The sequence below is a fragment of the Arcobacter sp. YIC-80 genome, from assembly GCF_044841725.1.
GTDB lineage: Bacteria > Campylobacterota > Campylobacteria > Campylobacterales > Arcobacteraceae > Arcobacter_B.
The window spans coordinates 108,415-131,327 of sequence record NZ_JBJBSI010000004.1; the positions used below are offsets into that span (position 1 = coordinate 108,415).

Below are 22,913 nucleotides of genomic sequence, written 5' to 3' on the forward strand. Positions count from 1 at the left end.
ATAGTAAATAATATAGTCTAATTCTAGGCTATTTTTAAGGATAAAAATGAAAGTAAAATTAGCATCAAGTTATGGTTTTTGTTTTGGTGTAAAAAGGGCTATCAAAATAGCAGAATCCTATGAAAATTCTGCAACAATGGGTCCACTTATTCATAACCAAGATGAAATCAATAGATTAAAAAATGATTTTAATGTAGGTTTATATCAAAATCTAAAAGAAGTAAAAGATGAAGATACTGTAATTATTAGAACCCATGGTATCCCAAAAAATGACTTAAAAGATTTAAAAGCACAAAAAGCAAAAGTAATAAATGCTACATGTCCATTTGTAACTACGCCACAGCAAATTGTAAAAAAAATGTCAAAAGAAGGTTATTCAATTCTTATATTTGGAGACTCATCACATCCAGAAGTAAAAGGTGTAAAATCTTATGGAGAAGATCAAGACGATGTTCATGTTATTTTAGAAATAGATGAAATTAAAAATTTAAAGTTCAAAAATAATAAAATTGCGACTGTAGCTCAAACAACAAAGAAAAAAGAAAAATACTTAGAAATTGTAAATTACCTTATTTTAAGAAACAAAGAAGTTAGAGTTTTTAATACAATTTGTGATGCAACTTTTGAAAATCAAGATGCAGCAAGAGATTTATCAAAAGAAGTTGATGTAATGGTAGTAATTGGAGGAAAAAACTCTTCAAATACTAAACAATTACACTCTATTTGTAAAGAAAATTGTGAAGATTCTTACTTAATTGAAAACCATCAAGAAATAAAAGCAGAATGGTTTATTAATAAAAAACTATGTGGAGTAACAGCAGGAGCTAGCACTCCTGATTGGATTATACAAGAAGTAGTAAATAAAATAGAGGATTTTAACTAGAAAATTTAAGCATCATTTCTGTATAATAGTCCCATTTAATTAAAACGGTAAATATGAAGGAATAAAATGGGTATCGAAGATATTGATTTAGGTGAAGACTTTGATTTTGAGCAAATGCTTAACGAGTCTTTCGAGAATGCTGAGAATAATTCTGTAGTAAATGGTGTAATTGTTGAAATCTCTGGAGAGAGAGTTCTTGTTGATGTTGGTCAAAAAATTGAAGGTCAGTTAAATATTTCTGACATTACAATTGGTGGCGAAGTTAAATATAAAGAGGGTGATACAATCCCTGTAATGTTAATGGGAAATAGAGGTGAAAGACCAAATATCTCTCATAAAAAAGTATTACAAAAAGAAAAATTTGATGCATTTGTAGCTAAACATGGTGAAAATGTTGAAGATGTAACAATTGAAGGTAAAGTAATTTCTGTTAAAAACAGAGGTGGATTTATCATTGAAGATGAAGAAGGTTGTGAATACTTCATGCCAATGGCTCAATCTTACTTAAAAGCTCATGGAGCAATTGGTAAAAAAGTTAAAGCAAAAGTATTAAAAGTTAATACTGCACAAAACTCAATCATTGTTTCTAGAAAAAAATTAATTGAAGAAGCAAAAGCTGAAAAAGATACAAAAGTAGCTGAAATCTTAGAAAGTGGTGAACCAATTAATGGTATCATTAAAAAAATCACTTCTTATGGTATGTTTGTAGATTTAGGTGGAATTGATGGTTTAGTAAACTACAATGAAATCTCTTACAAAGGTCCTGTAAATCCTGCAAATTATTACAATGAAGGTGACGAAGTTACTGTTATTGTACTATCTTATGATAAAGCTAAACAACACTTATCATTATCAATCAAAGCTGCATTAGCAAATCCATGGGAAGAAATTAAAGACGAATTAGAAGTTGGTGATACAATTACTGTAACAGTTTCTAACTTTGAATCTTATGGTGCATTCGTTGATTTAGGTAACGACATCGAAGGTTTATTACATATTTCTGAAATCTCATGGAACAAAAACGTTAAAAATCCAAAAGAATTATTAACTTTAGGTGAAGAAGTTAATGTTGAAGTTATTGAATTAGACGTTGATAAAAAAAGATTAAGAGTATCTTTAAAGAACTTACAAGAAAAACCTTTTACTAAATTTACTAAAGAACACAAAGTTGGAGATGTAATTACTGGAAACATTGCTACATTAACTGATTTTGGTGCATTTGTAACAATTGGTGAAGTAGATGGTTTATTACATAATGAAGAGGCTTCTTGGGAGTCAAATGCAAAATGTAAAACAATGTTCAAAAAAGGTGATGAAGTAGAAGTTAAAATCATTAAAATTGATAGAGAAAAAGAAAATATTTCATTATCAATTAAAGAAATTGCGGAATCTCCAGCTAAAAAATTCCAAAATGCACATAAAATCGGTGATATCGTAAAAGGTGCAGTTAAAGATGCTAAAGACTTTGGTATTTTTATCAAATTAGATGATAACTTAGATGGACTTATTAGAAATGAAGACTTTGGACCATTAAATGCAGAAGAAGTAAAAAATGGTGATGAAATCGAAGCAGTAGTAGTAAATATAGACACTAAAAGAAATAGAGTTAGATTATCTGTTAAAAGATTAGAACAACAACAAGAAAGAGAAGTTCTAAAAGCAGTTAATGATGATTCAACTATGACTTTAGGTGATTTACTAAAAGATCAAATCAAAAACTAGGATTTATTTAAAATGAGTAAGCACACAATCGTTGTTTGTGATCATATACATGAAGATGGTTTAAATATCTTACAAAATACAGAAGATGTAAACTATGTATATGCAGCAGATGTAGATAAAACAGAACTTTTAAATGTAATAAAAGACGCAGAAGTAGTGATCACTAGATCATCTACTGATGTAGATGAAAAATTTTTAGATGCAGCACAAAACTTAAAAGCTATCATTAGAGCTGGTGTTGGGTATGATAATGTTGATATTGAAGGATGTAGTAAAAGAGGAATTATCGCAATGAATGTTCCTACTGCAAATACAATAGCAGCTGTTGAATTAACAATGGCACACATGTTATCTTGTATGAGAAAATTCCCTTATGCTCACAACCAATTAAAACAAGATAGAATCTGGAAAAGAGAAGATTGGTATGGAAATGAACTTTATGGTAAAAAACTTGGTGTTATTGGATTTGGTAACATTGGACATAGAGTTGCATTAAGAGCTAAATCATTTGAAATGGACGTAGTAACATACGACCCATACATTCCTTCAACAAAAGCAACTGATTTAGGTATTTCATACACAACTAATTTTGATGATATTTTAGATTGTGACATAATTACAATTCATACACCTAAAAATCAAGAAACACTTGATATGATTGGTGAAGAGCAAATTGCTAAAATGAAAGATGGTGTTATTTTAATAAACTGTGCAAGAGGTGGTTTATACAATGAAGAAGCACTTTACAACAATTTAAAATCTGGGAAAATTGCTATGGCAGGAATTGATGTATTCATCAAAGAGCCAGCAACTGACCATCCATTATTAGATTTACCAAATGTAACTGTAACAGCACATTTAGGTGCAAATACAAAAGAATCACAAAAGAAAATTGCTACTCAAGCAGCAGAAAATGCAATTGAATCAGCAAGAGGAATTGCATATCCAAATGCTTTAAATTTACCTATTGATGAAAGTAAAATTCCTACTTTTGTAAAACCGTATATTGAATTAACTCAAAAAATGGCATTTTTAATTGCACAAAATGATAAAAGTGAAATTAGATCTATCAATGTATCAGCTGAAGGACAAATTTCAGAATACTTAGATTCATTACAAACTTTTGCAACTGTTGGCGCGTTATCAGTATCATCTGGTGATGAAATCAATTATGTAAATGCAAATTTTATAGCAGAAGAAAAAGGAATTGAACTTACAGCTTCTGAATTCTCTGCACATAGTGGATATCAAAATAAAGTATCAGTAAAAATCACAACTTCAAATGGAGTTCAAACAATATGTGGAACTGTATTTAATGAAGATGTACAAAGAATTATTGATATCAATAACTTCTCATTAGACATTGAACCAAAAGGTAAAATGATTATTATGAGAAATAATGATGTACCAGGTGTAATTGGACAAGTAGGTTCAATCTTAGCACAAAATAATATTAATATTGCAGACTTTAGATTATCAAGAGGTAAAGATGGCGCTTTAGCTGTTATCTTAGTTGATGAAAAAGTTTGTTCAAATACAATAAGTAAACTTGAAGAGCTTGAAGCAGCTATTTCTGTTTCTTATGCTGAAATTTAGGAGTAGTTATGGCAATTGGAATGAGTGAATTAAAAAAAGGGATGAAAATTGAATTAGATGGTATCCCTTATAAAATTACTGAGTATCAACATGTTAAACCTGGTAAAGGTGCAGCTTTTGTAAGATGTAAAATCAAATCATTTTTAAATGGTAAAGTAATTGAAAAAACTTTCCATGCAGGTGATAAGTGTGAAACTCCTGATTTACAACAAAATCAAATGCAGTTTTTATATGATGATGGTGAAATGCTTCAATTCATGGATACTAACACGTATGAACAAATTGGTTTAACTTACGAGCAAGTAGGTGATGCTGAAAAATGGATTATTGATGGGATGAATGTTGATATGATGTTCTTCAATGGTAAAGCAATTACAGTTGAACCTCCAATGACTGTTGAATTAAAAATTGTAGAAACTCCACCTAACTTTAAAGGTGATTCTCAAGGTGGTAGAAAACCTGCAACATTAGAATCAGGTGCTGTTGTACAAATTCCATTTCACTTAATCGAAGGTGACATTATAAAATGTGACACAAGAACAGGTGAATATTTAGAAAAAGTTAAGTAAAACTTTTAGGTCTTTATTTCAAGTTTTGAAATAAAGACCTACCTTAATTATTAAATCACACTTAAATTATTTTATTACTTTTTAGTTTTAGTTTCTTTTGGGTATAATCCGCAAAAGGATTATAATGAAAAACTTATCTATTAAAAATAAAATACTTACAATAGTTGCTATTTCTATCATCTCAACTTTTTTAATTTCTTTAATTATTATTAATCTTGAGTCAAAAAATCTAGCACAGAACCAAAAAAATGACTTTACAAAAATAATCTATGATACGGCAAAAGAAGAACTAAATGCTTATTCTCAGTTAGCAGAAAGTTCTATTAAATACTATTTAGATAAAAGTACTCAAAATTCAATTATCAATGAACTTGAAGATGATAAAAATAAAGCAATTAATGTTATAAAAGAATTAAATATTGAAAGGAATAATTATACATCTACTGAAATTATATCAATTTTAGAAAAATATATTAGTAATGAAAAAGATATTTATTTTCAAAATGGAAAAAATATAATCAACTCCCTAAGCAATAATAATAAATCTTATATTTCCTCATTTTATATAGAAGCTTTAAATATAACTATAAATATAAAAGCAAATATTTCTGATGTAGAAAATAAATATAAAAAACAAGCTGCAAAAGTATTATCAGATTTAAGGTTCTTAGGGAACGGATATTTTTATGGTGTAGAGTTAAAAGATGATAATACTGCATGGTATGTTGTTGATGGATCAAAATTTAAAAGATTTGGTAAACAATGGGATTTAACACATAAAGATAAAAAAGGAAGAGCATATAGAAAGCAAATTATAGATACTTTAGCAAAAAGTAAAAATGGAATTACTTATGTACCTTATGTCTTTTATAATCCTAAAACTAAACAACTTAATGAAAAATTAGCAATTGGAAAACTATTTAAACAATGGAATTGGATTATAATATCAGGTATATATCTAACAGATATGAATAAAAAAATTGACCAAAGTTATAATTCAAATGTAAAAAGTATAGATGGAATGATTGAATATTTAACTCTTGCAATTAGTATAACTTCTATTTTAATTTTATTAATAATCTCATATTTTGTTGCAAGGTATATTAAAAGAGAATTTAATTCATTTGAAAATGGACTTATTTCATTTTTTAGTTTTTTAAATAAAGAAACAAAAGAAGTTACATTACTTACAAATGATAGTAAAGATGAGTTAGGGAAAATGGCAAAAGTAGTAAATGAAAATATTATTAATGCTAAAAATAATTTAGAAAAAAATAGCCATTTTATTGAAATTGTTCAAGATACAGTAAAAGATGTTAAACAAGGTTATCTAAACAAAAAAATTACTGAAAAAGTTGATGATGAAAACTTAGAAGAATTAAGATTAAACCTTAATGAAATGCTAAATTCATTATCAAATAATGTAGGGAAAGATATAAATTTAATATTAGAAGCTTTAGATAGATTGTCAAAGAACGATTTTACACAATTAATTGATGACAATACTGGTAAGATATCTATTGCTATTAACAATGTTATTAATCTAATTAATTCAATGTTACAAGATAATGAGAAAAATGGTTTAAGTCTAAAAGATTCATCAACACAACTGTCACAATATGTTCAAGAATTAAATCATTCTTCAACACAAGCGGCTTCATCTTTAGAAGAAACATCAGCTGCTGTAGAAGAAATTACATCTAATATTAGATCAAATACAAATAATATTATTCAAATGTCATCTTATACTAATGATTTAAAAGATTCATCTTCTTCAGGAGAAAAACTTGCCCTTGAAACTACAACTTCAATGGAAGAGATAAATAATCAAGTAATTGCTATAAATGATGCTATTTCAGTTATTGATCAAATTGCATTTCAAACAAATATTTTATCACTGAATGCAGCAGTAGAAGCAGCAACAGCAGGTGAAGCAGGAAAAGGTTTTGCAGTAGTTGCACAAGAAGTAAGAAACCTAGCAAGTAGAAGTGCAGAAGCAGCAAAAGAAATTAAAGATTTAGTTGAAAATGCAACACAAAAAACTAGTGAAGGTAAAACTATTTCAAATACTATGATTGAAGGATATAGAGACTTAAATACATCAATAGGAAAAACTATAGATTTAATAAAAGATATTGAAACATCTTCAAAAGAACAATTACTAGGTATTGAGCAAATCAATAATGCCATAAATAGTCTTGACAAACAAACACAAGAAAATGCTTCAATGGCTATGCAAAGTAATTTAGTAGCAAATAACACATCTTCAATTGCAGCCAAAATTTTAGAAGATGTAAATGAAAAAAAATTTAAACACTGATACAATTTGAATCTTTATAAAATATTATAAAGATTCAAATCTCTATTTTTTATTTTCTTTTTAAAAACATGATTTTTTCTTCCCCAATATAGTTCTCATGAACAATTTGGAAATCTATGTCAATATCATTTAAAGCATTATGGCCTTTTCTAATTTTAGGGTTTACTAATAAAACAATATAATCAAGTCTATCTTTTAAAATATCTAACAAATTATATGTTCCTTCAACCATGACAAAATTATAATCAAGTAATTTAAATAAATCGTTACTTATATGAACTTTTCTATTTGGAATTTTAAATAAAGGGATATTTGTATCAAAAACTTTATTTTTACTATATATCATTATATCTGGTGCTTTACCTGCAATATACCTAGCATCTAAGGTAGGTTTATCAATTCTTACAGTATTTCCTCCAATAAGCATTAAATCAATTTTATCTCTTAAAGTATGTACATAGGCCTTAGCATTATTTGAAGAAATTGCTCCATCAATAGAACCATTTAAAGTTTGCGCCATTTTATAAAATATAAATGTACCACTATTCCACTTTAAAAATGGATATAAAAGCTCATAAGCTTCTTTTTTCATACATCCAATACTTACATAGATATTAACCGCTTTTAATGTCTCACATCCACCTCTAGCCTTTTTATTTAAATCTTCATGTGCTACTATAACTTTTTTAGGTTTTAATTCTTTTAATAAATTTGCACAAGCAGGTGTTTTACCTATATGATTACAAGGTTCTAATGTTACATAAACTTTACAATCATTAAAAAAACCTTTATGGTTTTTTATTAAATATTCATGTATATCATTTGAACTAATTTTCGTTTTTAATAAGTCATTTGGATAGTATTTAAGAAAGGCCTCTTTTAAAGCATTTACTTCTGCATGGGCTTCTCCAGCTTCTTTGTGGGCTTCTATAGCTAAAATTTCTGTATCACCTTTTACTATGACACACCCTACTGCTGGATTTGGGTAAGTTAAAAATTGATATTTCCAAGCTTCATCAATAGCTAATTTCATAAAAAATTTGTCGTTTATTTTCATTTTTAATCCATAATAATTATTTGTATTTATGAAAAGTAGTATATTAAAAGAAGGCTAAATTAAAAGTTAGTTTTTATAAGGAAAATAGTAATAGGTTTAAACCTACTACCATTCAAAATATGTTGATGCAGAGAGAATTGAATCATATTCAATGCTCTCTTCACCAAACTCAGTTTTTACAAGTATTTTATCATCAGATGCTTCTAAAAGTTCACCTTTATAAACTTCTGTAGCAATATCTTTGATTTTTACTTTATCTCCTATAGAAGCTTTAAAATGATCTACAGTTTTTAGTTTTCTCTCAATTCCAGGTGAGCTTACTTCTAAATTATAAACTCCACTCATTGGTTCTTCAACATCTAAAATAGGAGAAATCATTCTTGAAATTTCAGCACATTTATCTAAAGTTATTCCACCTTTTGCAGTAACATAAACTCTATAAATATTTCTATCATTTTCTTTTGTTGTTACAATATCATAAAGTTGAGCATCTAAACTCTCAACAGCTAGTTTAATTGATTCTTCTAAACTCATTACTCTTCTTCTTTTTTGTCTTTTTTTATTTGTGCAAAAAGTGATTCTATATTTCTTGACTGCTCTAATGAAGTATCATTAACAAACTTAAAGTTAGGACATTTATACCAACCTGTACTTGCTAAAATATGTGATTTCATTCTTCCATTAGCTTTTTTTAGCAGTGAAATAATTTGATTAATTTGATTTTTATCAAAATCACTTCCATCAAAATATACAATTGCATCATATTTACCATTTTTACAATTCACACCTGTAATAGGTAAAGATCTTATTCTTTCATCTGCCATACTTGATAGAGCTTCTGGAATTAGCTCCATCAATAAAGATTCTGTTCTTTGTAGATTAATACTTTTCATTATTTATCGTCAATAGAAACTTTTTCTTCAATTTGTATAAATGTTTCAACAAAATCACCAACTTGAATGTCGTTGAATTTTTCAAACATTACACCACACTCGTAACCATTAGATACTTCTTTAACATCATCTTTAAATCTCTTAAGTGATGAAATTTTACCTGTATAAGTAACAACACCATCTCTAATGATTCTTGCTAATCCACCTCTAATTACTTTACCATCAGTTACAATACAACCTGCAACTGTTCCAACTTTAGGAACAACAAATGTATCTCTAACTTCTGCTTGTCCTGTATTTTCTTCTCTAATTACTCCACTCATCATACCAGATAAAGTATCTTTAACATCATCAAGTAAATCATAAATAATTGAGTATGTATTAATAGTAATACCATCAGCTTTTGCTTTTGATTTAACAGAACCAGTAGGTCTTACATTAAATCCTAAAATAATACATCCTTCTGATGCACTAGCAAGAACTAAATCTGATTCAGTAATACCACCTACAGCAGCATGAATAACTTTTACTTTTACTTCATCATTAGCAATTTTTTCTAATGACCCTTTAATAGCTTCAAGTGAACCACCAACATCAGTTTTAATAATTACTGGAAGTTGTTTAATTTTACCTTCTGCAATTAAACCACTCATTTCTTCTAATGAAACTTTTGTAGATTTAGATAACTCTTTTGCTCTTTCATGTTCAGCTCTCTTAGTTGCTATATCTCTTGCTTCTTTATCAGAATCTTGTGCAACCATAATAGCACCAGCAGCAGGAACTTCATTTAAACCTAAAACAGAACCAGTTTCTGATAAACCTAATTCTTTAACTGGTTTTCCCATATCATTAGTAATTGCTTTAACTCTACCATAAGTAGTATCACAAACAATATTATCTCCAACTCTTAAAGTACCATTTTCAACAATAATTGTAGCAACAGGTCCTCTACCTTTTTCAAGTAAAGACTCAACAACTGTAGCTTTTGCTTTAGCAGTTGGATCAGCTTTAAGCTCTAAAATTTCAGCTTGAAGTAAAATATTCTCTAATAAATCATCAATTCCCGCACCAGTTTTTGCTGATACTCCAATAAATTCTATATCTCCACCCCAATCTACAGGAGTCATATCTCTTTCTGCCATTTGAGATTTAACCATATCAATATTAGCAGCCTCTTTATCTATTTTATTTACAGCAACAATAATAGGACAGCCAGATGCTCTTGCATGAGAAATAACTTCTTCAGTTTGTTGTTTTACACCATCATCAGCTGCAACAACAATAATTACAATATCAGTTACACTAGCACCTCTTGCTCTCATAGCAGAGAATGCGGCGTGACCTGGTGTATCAACAAAAGTGATTTTTTCACCATTTTTTTCAACAGTATAAGATGAAATATGTTGTGTAATTCCACCAGCTTCTCCTGCTGCAATTTTAGATTCTCTAATTTTATCTAATAATGATGTTTTACCATGATCAACGTGTCCCATAATTGTAACTACAGGAGGTCTAGTCTCAAAGTTTGAATCATCAATATCTTCTTCATTATACTCTTCAACATAGTTAGCATCTTCTAAAGCATCTTTTACTGTTACTTCAATTTCAAACTCTTCTCCAAGAATCTCTAATTCATCTTGTTTTAAGAAGTCATTTTTAGTAACCATCATTCCTAAACCAAATAGAACACTAATTACTTCAGATGCAGATTTTCCACAAGCTTCAGCAAATTCATATACTCTAATATCTTCAGGAATTGTAACTTCTTTTATTTCAATATTCTCTTCTGCTTTTCTTACTTTTTTCTTTCTTTTTCTTCTTTTTAAACCTTGTGGTCTATTACCAAATGCAGCTGGTTTTGAACCTCTTGCTTGCTTATTTGGATTAGTATTTGTTTTTTGTTCTTCAAAAAGTTTAGAAGTATCAGATAAATCCATATCAAGTAAAACAACTTCTTCACCTAAAAGTGAATCAGTAGAAGTATTATTGAATTCATTGTTATCTCTTTGAACTTCAAGTTTTTTACCATGAGTTTGAGTTTTTGCTGGTTGTTTTTTCTTTTTAGCTTTTGCTTTTTTTGCAGCTTCTTCATTTACATTAGCTTGAGGAGTAATTTTTTTCTCTTCTTTTTCACCACCTAAAATTTCACTAAGTGATTTCATTTTAGCTTTATCTGTTGAAGGAGAATGAGTTATTATTTCTTCTTTTGGTTCAGGTCTTGGTTTTTTCTTCTTAATAATTTTAAGACCTCTTCTTTTTGGAATAATCTTTTTAGGTTTATTCTCTACTTTTTCTTCTACTACTTTTTCTTCTTCTTTTTTTTCTACACTTTTAATAGGTTTAGATATAGCTTCTTCTTTCTTCTCAGTTTTAATTTCTTCAACCTTTTTAGGTGCTTCTTCTTTTTTTTCTTCTTTTTTTGAGTCTTTTTCAACTACTGTCTCAACTTTTTTTGGCGTAGTTTTCTTTGGTGCCGGTGTAGCTTTTGCTGCTAACTTTTTACTTTTACCGGTCATTATATAGTTTGCAATTTCTTCTGCATCTTCATAAGAAACTGCACTTTGAGGCGATTTAAGTTCAATATTTAAATCTTTTGCTTTCGTTATTACTTCTTGACTACTTGCTCCTGCCTCATCTGCAATTTCATAAACTCTTACTTTATCTGACATCTGCTAAAATCTCCTTAAGTTGTAGAACATACTTATCTTTATTTTTACACTCTCTACATAGTGCGTTTTCAAATCTTTTATAATCTTTTTGATTATTATCTTCTTGTACTTTTTTTATACATGAATTACAAAGATAAAAACTTCTACCTTTGTTATTATATAGTACAATTTCTTTTTCTTCACATTTTAACCTTAACAACTCATTTTGTTCAAATTTTCCTCTACAAAAAATACAAGTTCTTAAGGTTTTTTTCGAATTAGCCAATTATTATACCTAAAATATACTTATTTATCAAAAAACTTATAAATCTATCTTTACACCAGTATTATCAAAATCACTTGTAAATACTTTAAAATGTGAAAATCTATTTCTTAATGCCTTTTCAATTCTCTTTCCATCATCTGCAAAACATATAGAAAATAGTGTTGAACCAGAACCTGAAAGTGTACTCATTAAAGCTCCGTTTCTAAGAGCAGTTTTTTGTACATCAAATAACTCTGGCATTTGTTTCATTCTATATTTTTGATGAACTTTATCTAAAGATGCCGTTCTCAACATCTTCCAATCTTCATTCATAAATGCTGCTGTTAATAAAGATGAATGAGAAATATTAAAAATAACATCATCTTTTGAGTATTTAAAAGGTAAAGTTTTTCTTGATAATTGAGTAGATATTGGTCTATTAGGTACAACAATTACAGCTTTTAAAGCTTTTGGTATTGATTTATTAATATATCTAACTTCATTTTCTTGTACTGTTGCAACATTAAATCCACCCATTACAGCAGGTGTAATATTATCTGGATGATTTTCATAAGCTAAAGCTAAATTTAGTAACTTATTTTTATCAAGTCTAATTCCCTCAATAGCATAAGCACTAGCAATTGCTGATACAATTACAGCAGAAGAACTTCCTAAACCTCTTGATAAAGGAATTTCATTAAAAAATTCAAATCTAAAATGCCTTTTTTTATGAGACAAATTATGGTAAAAATCATTAAATATAGAGATAAACATATTGTTATCTTTTAGTACTGGATTATTTGCACCCTCACCTTTTAATGACACACTATGAAATTTTGATGGTCTAATTATAACTTGATTTTTCATTGTGATTGCAAGACCTAGGGAATCAAAACCAGGTCCTAAATTTGCACTAGTAGCTGGAACGCTTACTTTCATCTATTTCCTTCTTAAACAGCAGGTAAATTATAAATTGGTAATGTCTGTTTATTAAAATTTATTTTATTTATACTCTTAGGTAATTCAAAGTCGCGAATTATACAATCTTTTTCTAAAAAGTCTACTTTAATTTCATTTTCTTCTTGAATAAAATATTTTTTACCTAAAGCTTTTATTGGAGAGTTTTTATTAAATTCAAAACCACTACAAGCTCTTAATTGAATATTTTTAGTAATACTAATTGTTTTTAAAAATACATAAGAAACTTTTATAGCCATGTAAGAACCTGGAGTATTTACATAATTTAATCTATTAATTTCATATTTTTTTAATATTTCTTCAAAAAGTTTTGGAAGTAAATCAGAAGTTTTTCCCTCTAACTTATACTCTTTAATCAAATTTTCATTTTCATAAATACCTATTAAAATAGGATTTGAAATACTTATAACTAAAACTTCAGTCAAATTTTTATCCTAAACTTCAACTCTTGAATAAGCTAATTCAAACACTTCTGCTTCTTCATTAGCCTCTTCTAAATCTATAATTTCATAGTTTTCTTTATCTTTATAAAGCTCTTTTGTTAAAAGATGATTTAAATGATGACTTCCTGCAATTGCATCATATTCCCCTACAAGAGTATATCCAAGTAAAGCCATATCACCAATTGCATCAAGAATCTTATGTCTTACAAACTCATCATTATATCTTAAGCCCTCTGGATTTAAAACCTTTGATTGATCTAAAACTATAGCATTTTCCATAGATCCACCTTTAGCAAGACCAATACTTCTTAAATATTGTACTTCATGTAAAAAACCAAATGTTCTTGCTCTACTAATATTCTCTTTATATTCAGCAATAGAGTAATCAAAATGAAAATTTTGCTCCCCAATAGAAGGATGATCAAAATCAATCTTAAAATCATAAATGATTCTATTTGAAGGTTTTAAACAAACTCTTTTACCCTCAGCAGTTGTAACTTCAACTTCTTTTTTAACTTTTATTGCTTTTTTTGATTTATTTAACTCTTTTATTCCTGCTTCTTCAATAAGCATACAATAACCTGATGAACTTCCATCTAATACAGGAACTTCATCATTATCAATAACAACTCTTAAATTATCAATTCCATAAGCATAAACAGCTGATAATAAGTGCTCAATTGTTGAAACAACAACATCATCTTTTCCAATTACTGTAGCCATTTTCGTATCAACCACATTTTCAATTGCCAAAGGAATAGTTACCCCAGCGTCTACTCTATAAAAAACTATCCCCATGTCAGAGTCTAATGGTTCTAATTTCATTTTTACAGGAACACCTTTATGTAAACCTACTCCAACAATTTCTACACTCTTAGCTATTGTTCTTTGTTTCATTTAGTATCTATCACTTTCTTTGCTTGATTTAATATCTTTTTAACATTTATATCTATCCATTTTTTATCCATCCACTCTAATGGATTTACTTCAAGACCTTGAACCAAAACTCCAAAATGTAAATGATCTCCAAATACAGCCCCAGTTGAACCAGTATTTGCTATATATTGTTTAGCATTTACAAAATCATTTAATTCAATATTTAACTTACTTGTATGTGCATATAAAGTAGCTAAACCAAATCCATGGTCTATAATAGCAGTATGTCCATAAATTCCTAGATAATCTTTGAATATTACTTTTCCAGGGTTAGTTACATAAATTTTTGCATTTCTGATACTTGCCCAATCCATACCTAAGTGCCAAGCTTCATCAATCTTTTCACCTTTATAATAATAATGTCTTCGCTCTGCATATCTAGAAAAAGTCTTTGAACCTCTTAATTGTTTGAAAGCATCTAAATCAAATTTTGAAACTTGTGAAAAATCTAAGTTCTGTCTCGAAACATCTTTTAAAAGTTTCACATTTTGAGCTCTTAAGTCTTTATTTGTAGCAACAAATGCCTCAGCAGTTCCCTCTGGAATATCAAATCCACTTTTAGAAAGTACATTTTTACTTACTTTTTCTACAAAACTTTTAGAAATTTTAATATTATCTACTTTTACTTTTAACTCTTTTATATAATAAGGTACTTTAGTAGTAGTTTTATTTCCCGCTTTATCAATAGCTATCAAATTTACTCTTTTAAACTCTTCTATTGTAACAGGCCAAGCAATAATCGCCATATAAAAATTCTTCTTATAAAAAGGAATAAGTTCAAACCTTTCTTCCTCATTAAATGAAATATAAAAATCTTTTAAATTTTCATCTTTTACTTCAACAACAACTGTAGCACTTCCACCTTGTCTTATTAAATAAGAATTACTAACTACATTTGCTATAGGTTTTTTTCTATCAATATCAATAACAAAATCTTTACTAGTTATATTTCCATTAAAAAAATTCCATTTACTGTTATCAACTACTTGAGTTTTTAAAACTATTTGTTTAGGAGGAGTGTTAAGTCTATTAAATTTAGGCGGAATAATTTCTACAACTATATTTTTTGCATCATTATTTAGAATTTTTGTTTCTAACTTAACTAATTTATCTCCATCTAAATATGCTACTTTATAAGATTTAATTCCATTATCATCAGTAAATTTTAATTTTAACGGTTTTTTAAAATTCCAAAACTTATCTCCTGTATAAACAACTTTAGGGGCATTCTTTTCAAAAGTTGGTGAAAAAAATACAAAAGCTGTAACAGCTATTATTAAAAGAACAACAATATATATTAATAAATTTTTAACTTTATTACTCTTTTTTCTATTTATAAAACTCAAAAATTTCCTTTATAACTAAATTTTTTGCTTCTTGTTCATCTATTGTATCAATAGTACAACCAGCAGCATTTAGGTGTCCTCCACCATCAAATTGTGAAGCAATTCTAGCAACATCAAATTTTCCTTTTGAACGTAAAGAAACCCTTGTGCTTCCATTTACTATTCTTACGAAAAAAGCAACCCTTACTATTGCCATACTCATAATCATATCTAAGGCATCTTCACAATCTCTATTGTGAGCACCTGTTTGTTTAAACCATTTTTCTTTTGCATAAATAGAAGCAACTTCACCTTCTTTATAAAGTTCTAAACTATTTAATACCTTAGGTATGATTCTATATTTAGCTAGTGAGTCTCTTCTTAAAAGCTTATTTGCTATTGAAGAAGGATTTGCTCCACATTGAACTAAAAAATTAACTTTATCAAAAGTTAATTCATCACATCTTCCTAAAGAAAAAGCTAAAGAGTCATCATAAATACCTACATAAAGTGCAGTTGCTGAATTCTTTGTAATATATAATCCATTATGTTTAAAAAAATCATAAACAATCTCAGCTGTTGAACTTTTCATTGGATCTACTATATTTATAGTTCCAAAACTATCATTTGATTTATGATGATCAAAGTTTATCAAAGGAATATTAGAATCTAGTTCAAATCCTAATCTTTTATATGTTCCGCAATCCACAGATATAGCTAAGTCAAAAAACTTAGGTAACTGATCTGTGATTTTGTCAAACCTTTCTATAAAATTTAAGTTTTCAGGTAAATCAGAACTTATATTAAATACCTTATGTTTAATTTTATTTTCATGAAATAAATTTGAAAGTGCTAATGCTGAACCAATAGAATCAGGGTCTGGGTTAACATGAGTAATAATTAAAATATATTTACTCTTTTCTATTAGATTTAAGGCTTTTGTATAATCAGCCATATCTATTTTATTACTAACAATAAAATCTTTCTTCAACCCTTCTCCTTTAACTGCATCTCAATTTTATTAAACTTATACTAACAAAAAGTTAACAATATTTTACTTCTCTTAGTCAAATTTCATTGAAAAGTCTAACCATGTAGCTTGATGAATAATACTTCCACTACTTATAGCGTCTACACCTGTTTTTGCATAAGTTTGAATAGTATCAAGATTAATATTTCCACTAGCTTCTAGTAAAATATGTGGATATTTTTCATCTCTATACTTAACTACTTCTTTGATTTGTTCAGGAGTCATATTATCACACATAATAATATCAGCACCTGCTTCCATTGCTTCTTCAACTTGAGGAAAAGTTTCACACTCTATCTCAATTTTTGTAACCCATGAAATTCTTTTTCTTGCTTTTTTAATAAATTCTTTTAAATTTTTAATAGTTCTTAAGTGCGTATCTTTAAGCATTAAACAATCATCAAGTCCAAGTCTGTGATTTATAGAACCACCTACTCTACTTGCATACTTTTCAAAATCTCTTAATTGAGGTCTTGTTTTTCTTGTATCAAGTAAAACAACATCATAACCTTCTAAGAGTTTTGCATATTTATTTGCCATAGTAGCAATACCACTTGCATGTTGAAGCATATTTAAAAAAGTTCTCTCAGATGAAAGTAAAATTGAAGCCTTACCTTCAAGTTCAGCGATAACTTCACCTGCTTTTATTTCATCACCATCTCTTTTTAAAAATTTACAATCAAACTTTTCAGTTCTTGCTAATACCTTTGCATATTGAATTCCTGCAACAATACCATCTGATTTAGAAATTGCTCTTGCTGTAAATCTACCTTTTGGAGCCACATCAAAAAATAAATCTCCTCTTCCATTATCTTCAATAATGGCATTTTTAACAAACTTTTTTATGTTTATCATACTTCAAACATCCTTTCTAATGCTATTCTTGCATATTTTACAGTCTCTTCATCAACAAAAATCTCATTCTCTTTTGAGATATTATCATCTTTAATAGATTTTAAAGTATTGTAAACATCTTCAAGTGTTGTTTCATTCATTGTTGGACACTCAGGTTTTGTAGAGCTTAAAATATAAGTATTTTTCTCTCTTAATCTATTTACCATATTGAACTCAGTTCCTACAGCAATTTTTTGATCTTCTGGTAACTCTTTAATATAAGTAATTAATTGAGAAGTTGAACCTACAAAATCAGCTTCATCACAAATAGAAGGATCACATTCTGGGTGAACTGCTATTAAGATATCTGGATATTTGTTTCTATAAAACTCTATATCCTCCACAGTAAACTGCTGATGTACTGAACAAAAGCCGTTATAACATATAATATCAGCCTCTTTTAAATCAGTCCCCTCACCAACAACTGCTGATTTTAGATTTAAAGATTTTGCAAAATTTTGTCCTAAACATCTATCTGGAACAAAAAATATTTTTTTACCAGACTTTAAACCTTTTTCAATAATTTTATAGGCATTTGATGAAGTACAAACCATTCCACCCATTTCACCAACTCTTGCTTTTACTCTTGCACTTGAGTTGATATATGTAATAGGCAAAATATTTTCATTTGGAATTCCGGCATCATTTATCTGTTTTAAATTTTGCTCGTAATAACCTTCATCAATCATTCTTGCCATTGCACAACAGGCAATTTTTGGCATTAAAACTCTTTTTTGTGGATCAAGTACTTTTACACTCTCTCCCATAAAACCAACACCACAAAATACAATAAATTTTGATTTTGTTAGTTTTGCTTTTTTGGCTAGTTCTAAAGAGTCACCTGTAATATCTGCTAATTCAAAAACTTCATCTCTTTGGTAAAAGTGAGCTACAAGTGTTACATCTAGCTCCTCTTTAAGCTTTATTATCTCTTCTTTTAAATTCAAAATAAACCTTCAATAAAACATATTTAAATGATAATATAACTAAATTTTAGTTATAATCCTTTTAACTAAAAAGGTGAAAACTCACTACAGACAATAAATAAAGGTAATAAATGGATTTTTTAACAAACCCTAATATGCTATTTTATCTAGCTGCATATTTAATAGGTTCTATTCCTTTTGGACTACTACTTGCAAAAACTTTCGCAGGAGTTGACATCAAATCTCAAGGAAGTAAATCAATTGGTGCAACAAATGTACTAAGAGTAGTAAAGCAAACAAATCCAAGCTTAGCAAAAAAACTAGGTATCGCAACAGTTATACTTGATGCACTAAAAGGTACAGTAGTTATTTTAATAGCAATGAGTATGGGAATGAGTGAACAAACACTTTGGGCTATTGCAGTTTTAGCTGTTTTAGGTCACTGCTACTCTATATATTTAGGACTTGAAGGTGGAAAAGGAGTTGCTACAGGACTTGGTGTATATATAGCGCTAGTGCCAGTTGCTACTTTAATAGGAGCACTTACTTGGATAATAGCTGCAAAAGTACTTAAAATATCATCTGTATCTTCACTTTTAGGATTAACAACAGTAATAATAAGTGCAACACTTATGAATGATGGATTAAATATAGGCTCAAATGTACCAATGTACTTAATCGCCTTTATCATATACTATAAACATATCCCAAATATAGTAAGAGTAATAAAGGGAGAGGAAAAAAAAGTTATCTAACATAAGTTTTTTTTCCAAATAAAAAGAGAGTTAAATAAAACTAACTTCTCTTTTTTTATAACAACTCTATCATCCTTAATTTTTAATATAATATACTCAATACAAAATTACAAAATAAATTTATTCACAATACTTTAAAAATTTAATACTTAATACAAGGAAAGACAAATGAAGCAAAATCTAACAATAAACATAAAACAACTAACATTTAAATGTATAATAGGAATACTTCCTTTTGAAAGAAAAGAAAAACAAAGAGTAATTATTAATATTTCATTTAATTACACATACAAAAAAGATTACTTTATAGATTATAGTGAGATATCAAATTATTTAAAAAAACAGATGAAAAAGAAGAAATTTGAGTTACTAGAAGAGGCTATCGCCCATATAGAGGCAAAGCTATACAAAATGTATAAAATAAATGACTTAAAAATAGAAATAATAAAGCCAGATATTTTAAGTGATTGTATTGTATCACTAAGTAATTAATCAAGGGTTAATGAGCTGTTAATTAAAAGTAACCTTAAATTAACACACAATTAACATGAAAAAGATAACTTTTAAGAAAACTTTAAAATTTAGTGCTGTAGAATGACCGTAACGGTAAGCCGGAAAAGTTTTAAAACTAGTTTTTAAATGAGTTCGCGCGCTCCGGTAAACTGATAAAAGATTTCGAAATTTTAGGAGAACAAATGAAAAAAATCGCAAAATTAAGTTTAGTAGCTGCAATGGCTATGACTGCAGCAAACGCTGGATCATTAGAAGAAGCAATCAAAGGTGTTGATATTTCTGGTAACTTCACATTTGAATATAAAGATGTAAATAATGATACTGCAACTAATAAAGAATCTAATCAAGAAAATGAGTATGATTTAGAATTAACTGCAAAAGTTCCAGTTAATGATATGGTTAAAGCAATCATTAAAATTGACGTAAATGACGAAGAAAGTCAAGATTCTGGTGCAAATAATAACAAAAATGTTGATGTAGAAGATGCATACTTCCAATTTACAACACAATACGCTACAATTAATGTAGGTCAACAAAATATCCCTGGACCATTTACTGATGGTCAACAAGGTACTGGTATTGTTGCATTAGCTCCTGTTGGACCTGTAACATTAGCTGCTGGTTACTTTAATAACCACACAGTAACTGGTGTTAAAGATAGAAATGCAATGGAAGTTGCTGCATTAGCTAATATTGCTGGTGTAAATGCTGAAATCTGGTATGCAGATGTTGATGAAGTATTAGACGTATATAATGTTAAAGCTTCTACAAAAGTAGGACCAGTTGCATTAATGGCACAATATACAAGTTCAGAAGAAGATGCAGCTGGATCTAAAAAAGATACAGAATTAAATGTAACTGCTGCACTTGACTTAGATGTAGTTGAAGTTAATGCTGCATATATCGCAACTGGTGATGACAATGATAGAGGTGTTGCAATTGATAAAGACGATGATGCAACAGCAACTTGGGCTTTAGAGCAATTAGTTGCAGTTGATAAAACAGATGCAGACTTTTATGCTTTAGGTGTTAATGGTAACGTTACAAGTAACATTAATTTAGCACTTGATTATGCAGGTGGTGACTATATGAATGGAACTGCTAAAACTGATGTTGAAGAGATTTTATTCACTGCTAAATATCAAATGTCTAAAAACTTCAAAATCAGAGCATTATACTCTATCTATGAAGAAGAAGCAGGATCTACAACTACTGTAGATTCAACAAAAGGTGCAATTGAGTTAAAATACTCTTTCTAATAATAGAATAGATTGTTTACTTACTAAACTTATTTAAAAGGTTAGGGCTTTGCTCTAACCTTTTTTTTTACCTAAAAATTTTATATAAGAGTATTTATGCTAAACTATCCTTTTTAAATAAAAGGATAAAAATTGAGACTTTTAAAACCCCTAACACTTACACTCTTAACAACATCAACACTTTTTGCACAAACAACTATGTGTTTTAAAGAAAACCATAACTCTATGAGTACTATTGAAAACACTAAACTTGATGGAGGAGAGTGTAAAAGTATATATACTGTGAAAGAAATGAAAAAAAATGGTTGGAATGTAGATGATATAAAAATTACTACAACAAATAAAGGAAAATATAACTTTATATATATTTTCAAAAACTCTAAATCTTCATCTAATTTTATAAATGTAAATTCTAATCTTACTTCAGAAGAACTTGAAGCTAAAATTATAAAAAAACTTGAAGCTAAAAAAGAACAAGAGAGAAAAGAACAAGAGATAAAAAGAAAAATTGACTTAAAAGAAAAAGGTCAAAAAATATATACTAAAAAATGTCAAACATGTCATGGTTCAAAAGGTGAAATTGAAGCTTATAATAGTTCAAAAAAGCTAAATAGTTTATCATTAGAAGAGATACAAGATGCAGTTGCAAGATATACAAATTCTCATGAATATGGAAATGGAAATCAATTTATTATGAGACCTTATGCAGCAAGTGTCAATAATAATGAACTTGAAGCAATATATCAATACTTAAATAGCATAAATAAGTAAGGTAAAATAGTTTGGATGCATACGAATATAGTGAACTATTAAAAACATTAAATACTAAACTTGAAAATATTAAAGGTATTTTAAAACCTGATGAATTAAATACTAGACTAAAAGAAATAGAAGAGTTAGAAGCTCAACAAGACTTTTGGAATGATGTAGAAACAGCTACAAAAATTGGTATTGAAAAAAATAGAATACTTTCAAAACTTAGTAAATTCAACAAAGCAAATGAAGCCTTAAGTGGGACAAATGAACTTTATGAATTAGCAAATGAAGAAAAAGATGAAGATACTATTGAAATGCTTTATGAAGAAGCACAAGAACTAAAAGAGCTTATAAAATCAACTGAGATATCTGTAATGCTAAGTAACCCTGATGATGCTTCAAATGCTATAGTTTCTATTCACCCAGGTGCAGGTGGAACAGAGTCACAAGACTGGGCTTCTATGCTTTATAGAATGTATTTAAGATGGGCAGAAAGATCAAACTTCAAAATTGAACTACTTGATTATCAACCAGGAGAAGAAGCTGGAATTAAAGATGTCTCTTTTATAGTAAAAGGTGAAAATGCTTATGGCTATTTAAAAGCTGAAAATGGTATTCACAGACTTGTTAGAATCTCGCCTTTTGATTCAAATGCAAAAAGACATACTTCTTTTGCTTCTGTTATGGTAAGTCCAGAAATTGATGATAATATTGATATTGAAATTGAAGATAAAGATATTAGAATAGATACATATAGAGCAAGTGGAGCTGGTGGTCAACATGTAAATAAAACTGAATCAGCTATTAGAATCACTCATATAGAGTCAGGTATTGTAGTACAATGTCAAAATGACAGAAGTCAACATAAAAATAAAGCAAGTGCTATGAAAATGCTTAAATCAAGGCTATACGAATTAGAACTTGAAAAACAAAAAGCAGATAAAGATGGTGTTGAAAAAAGTGAAATTGGATGGGGTCATCAAATTAGATCTTATGTACTTCAACCTTATCAACAAGTAAAAGATACAAGAAGTAATATTGGTTATTCAAATGTTGATGCTATTTTAGATGGAGATATTACTAAGATTATTGAAGATGTATTAATAGCTACAAGTAAATAAAACTAAAATTCAATTTAAAAGTGC

The 22,913-nt window shown here is 28.4% G+C and carries 22 protein-coding genes; 10 read left to right on the forward strand and 12 right to left on the reverse strand.

The annotated features are described in order from the left end of the window. Positions 1-46 precede the first annotated feature (46 nt). From ACH5BK_RS07555 to ACH5BK_RS07575, 5 genes are all read left to right on the forward strand, one after another. Positions 47-883 carry a 4-hydroxy-3-methylbut-2-enyl diphosphate reductase gene (locus ACH5BK_RS07555; RefSeq protein WP_404306035.1) on the forward strand — a complete coding sequence of 279 codons (837 nt, stop codon included), beginning with the start codon at positions 47-49 and terminating at the stop codon, positions 881-883. Positions 884-949: 66 nt separating this feature from the next. Continuing rightward, positions 950-2,605 carry a 30S ribosomal protein S1 gene (locus ACH5BK_RS07560; protein WP_404306037.1) on the forward strand — a complete coding sequence of 552 codons (1,656 nt, stop codon included), beginning with the start codon at positions 950-952 and terminating at the stop codon, positions 2,603-2,605. Between the two features lie 12 nt (positions 2,606-2,617). Next, on the forward strand, positions 2,618-4,201 hold the full coding sequence (gene serA, locus ACH5BK_RS07565; RefSeq protein WP_404306039.1) for a phosphoglycerate dehydrogenase: 1,584 nt from the start codon (positions 2,618-2,620) through the stop codon (positions 4,199-4,201). An 8-nt stretch (positions 4,202-4,209) separates the two neighbouring features. Next, on the forward strand, positions 4,210-4,770 hold the full coding sequence (gene efp / locus ACH5BK_RS07570) for an elongation factor P (protein ID WP_404306041.1): 561 nt from the start codon (positions 4,210-4,212) through the stop codon (positions 4,768-4,770). A 124-nt stretch (positions 4,771-4,894) separates the two neighbouring features. Next, complete coding sequence (locus ACH5BK_RS07575) at positions 4,895-7,090, forward strand: methyl-accepting chemotaxis protein (protein WP_404306043.1); 2,196 nt, start codon at positions 4,895-4,897, stop codon at positions 7,088-7,090. Between the two features lie 49 nt (positions 7,091-7,139). Here the strand turns inward: ACH5BK_RS07575 and ribD are convergent, their stop codons facing one another. The 12 genes from ribD to nadA form a co-directional block, all read right to left on the reverse strand. Beyond that, positions 7,140-8,147: a bifunctional diaminohydroxyphosphoribosylaminopyrimidine deaminase/5-amino-6-(5-phosphoribosylamino)uracil reductase RibD gene (gene ribD / locus ACH5BK_RS07580; RefSeq protein ID WP_404306045.1), complete on the reverse strand. Its 1,008-nt coding sequence runs from the start codon at positions 8,145-8,147 to the stop codon at positions 7,140-7,142. Between the two features lie 105 nt (positions 8,148-8,252). Then, on the reverse strand, positions 8,253-8,681 hold the full coding sequence (gene rimP, locus ACH5BK_RS07585) for a ribosome maturation factor RimP (protein WP_404306047.1): 429 nt from the start codon (positions 8,679-8,681) through the stop codon (positions 8,253-8,255). Next, positions 8,681-9,040, reverse strand: coding sequence for a 30S ribosome-binding factor RbfA (gene rbfA, locus ACH5BK_RS07590; protein WP_404306049.1), 360 nt, complete (start codon positions 9,038-9,040; stop codon positions 8,681-8,683). Before rbfA ends, rimP begins: the two co-directional genes overlap by 1 nt. Further along, a complete protein-coding gene (gene infB / locus ACH5BK_RS07595; protein WP_404306051.1) occupies positions 9,040-11,709 on the reverse strand; it encodes a translation initiation factor IF-2 in 2,670 nt (889 codons plus the stop codon). The genes rbfA and infB overlap by 1 nt, the downstream gene beginning before the upstream one ends. Then, positions 11,699-11,974: a DUF448 domain-containing protein gene (locus ACH5BK_RS07600; RefSeq protein ID WP_404306053.1), complete on the reverse strand. Its 276-nt coding sequence runs from the start codon at positions 11,972-11,974 to the stop codon at positions 11,699-11,701. Before ACH5BK_RS07600 ends, infB begins: the two co-directional genes overlap by 11 nt. A gap of 36 nt (positions 11,975-12,010) precedes the next feature. Continuing rightward, entirely contained in the window at positions 12,011-12,892 is an 882-nt protein-coding gene (gene thrB / locus ACH5BK_RS07605; protein WP_404306055.1) for a homoserine kinase, read from the reverse strand. A gap of 11 nt (positions 12,893-12,903) precedes the next feature. Then, positions 12,904-13,356, reverse strand: a complete 453-nt coding sequence (locus tag ACH5BK_RS07610) for a hypothetical protein (protein ID WP_404306057.1) — start codon at positions 13,354-13,356, stop codon at positions 12,904-12,906. A gap of 9 nt (positions 13,357-13,365) precedes the next feature. Continuing rightward, the gene (gene lpxC, locus ACH5BK_RS07615; protein WP_404306059.1) at positions 13,366-14,271 is read right to left on the reverse strand and encodes a UDP-3-O-acyl-N-acetylglucosamine deacetylase; all 906 of its coding nucleotides are present in this window, start codon (positions 14,269-14,271) and stop codon (positions 13,366-13,368) included. Then, positions 14,268-15,656, reverse strand: coding sequence for a M23 family metallopeptidase (locus tag ACH5BK_RS07620; protein WP_404306061.1), 1,389 nt, complete (start codon positions 15,654-15,656; stop codon positions 14,268-14,270). Before ACH5BK_RS07620 ends, lpxC begins: the two co-directional genes overlap by 4 nt. After that, the gene (locus tag ACH5BK_RS07625; RefSeq protein WP_404306063.1) at positions 15,640-16,626 is read right to left on the reverse strand and encodes a bifunctional oligoribonuclease/PAP phosphatase NrnA; all 987 of its coding nucleotides are present in this window, start codon (positions 16,624-16,626) and stop codon (positions 15,640-15,642) included. The genes ACH5BK_RS07620 and ACH5BK_RS07625 overlap by 17 nt, the downstream gene beginning before the upstream one ends. Before the next feature lie 72 nt (positions 16,627-16,698). Further along, positions 16,699-17,520: a carboxylating nicotinate-nucleotide diphosphorylase gene (nadC, locus tag ACH5BK_RS07630; protein WP_404306065.1), complete on the reverse strand. Its 822-nt coding sequence runs from the start codon at positions 17,518-17,520 to the stop codon at positions 16,699-16,701. After that, on the reverse strand, positions 17,517-18,506 hold the full coding sequence (gene nadA, locus ACH5BK_RS07635) for a quinolinate synthase NadA (protein WP_404306067.1): 990 nt from the start codon (positions 18,504-18,506) through the stop codon (positions 17,517-17,519). The genes nadC and nadA overlap by 4 nt, the downstream gene beginning before the upstream one ends. Before the next feature lie 110 nt (positions 18,507-18,616). Here nadA and plsY point away from each other — a divergent pair, with 110 nt between their 5' ends. From plsY to prfB, 5 genes are all read left to right on the forward strand, one after another. Then, positions 18,617-19,240 carry a glycerol-3-phosphate 1-O-acyltransferase PlsY gene (gene plsY / locus ACH5BK_RS07640; RefSeq protein ID WP_404306069.1) on the forward strand — a complete coding sequence of 208 codons (624 nt, stop codon included), beginning with the start codon at positions 18,617-18,619 and terminating at the stop codon, positions 19,238-19,240. A 168-nt stretch (positions 19,241-19,408) separates the two neighbouring features. Beyond that, positions 19,409-19,732 carry a dihydroneopterin aldolase gene (locus tag ACH5BK_RS07645; protein ID WP_404306071.1) on the forward strand — a complete coding sequence of 108 codons (324 nt, stop codon included), beginning with the start codon at positions 19,409-19,411 and terminating at the stop codon, positions 19,730-19,732. Positions 19,733-19,935: 203 nt separating this feature from the next. Continuing rightward, on the forward strand, positions 19,936-21,012 hold the full coding sequence (locus tag ACH5BK_RS07650) for a porin (RefSeq protein ID WP_404306073.1): 1,077 nt from the start codon (positions 19,936-19,938) through the stop codon (positions 21,010-21,012). A gap of 132 nt (positions 21,013-21,144) precedes the next feature. Next, positions 21,145-21,783, forward strand: a complete 639-nt coding sequence (locus ACH5BK_RS07655; RefSeq protein WP_404306075.1) for a c-type cytochrome — start codon at positions 21,145-21,147, stop codon at positions 21,781-21,783. Between the two features lie 11 nt (positions 21,784-21,794). After that, a complete protein-coding gene (gene prfB, locus ACH5BK_RS07660; protein WP_404306077.1) occupies positions 21,795-22,889 on the forward strand; it encodes a peptide chain release factor 2 in 1,095 nt (364 codons plus the stop codon). Positions 22,890-22,913: the final 24 nt, after the last annotated feature.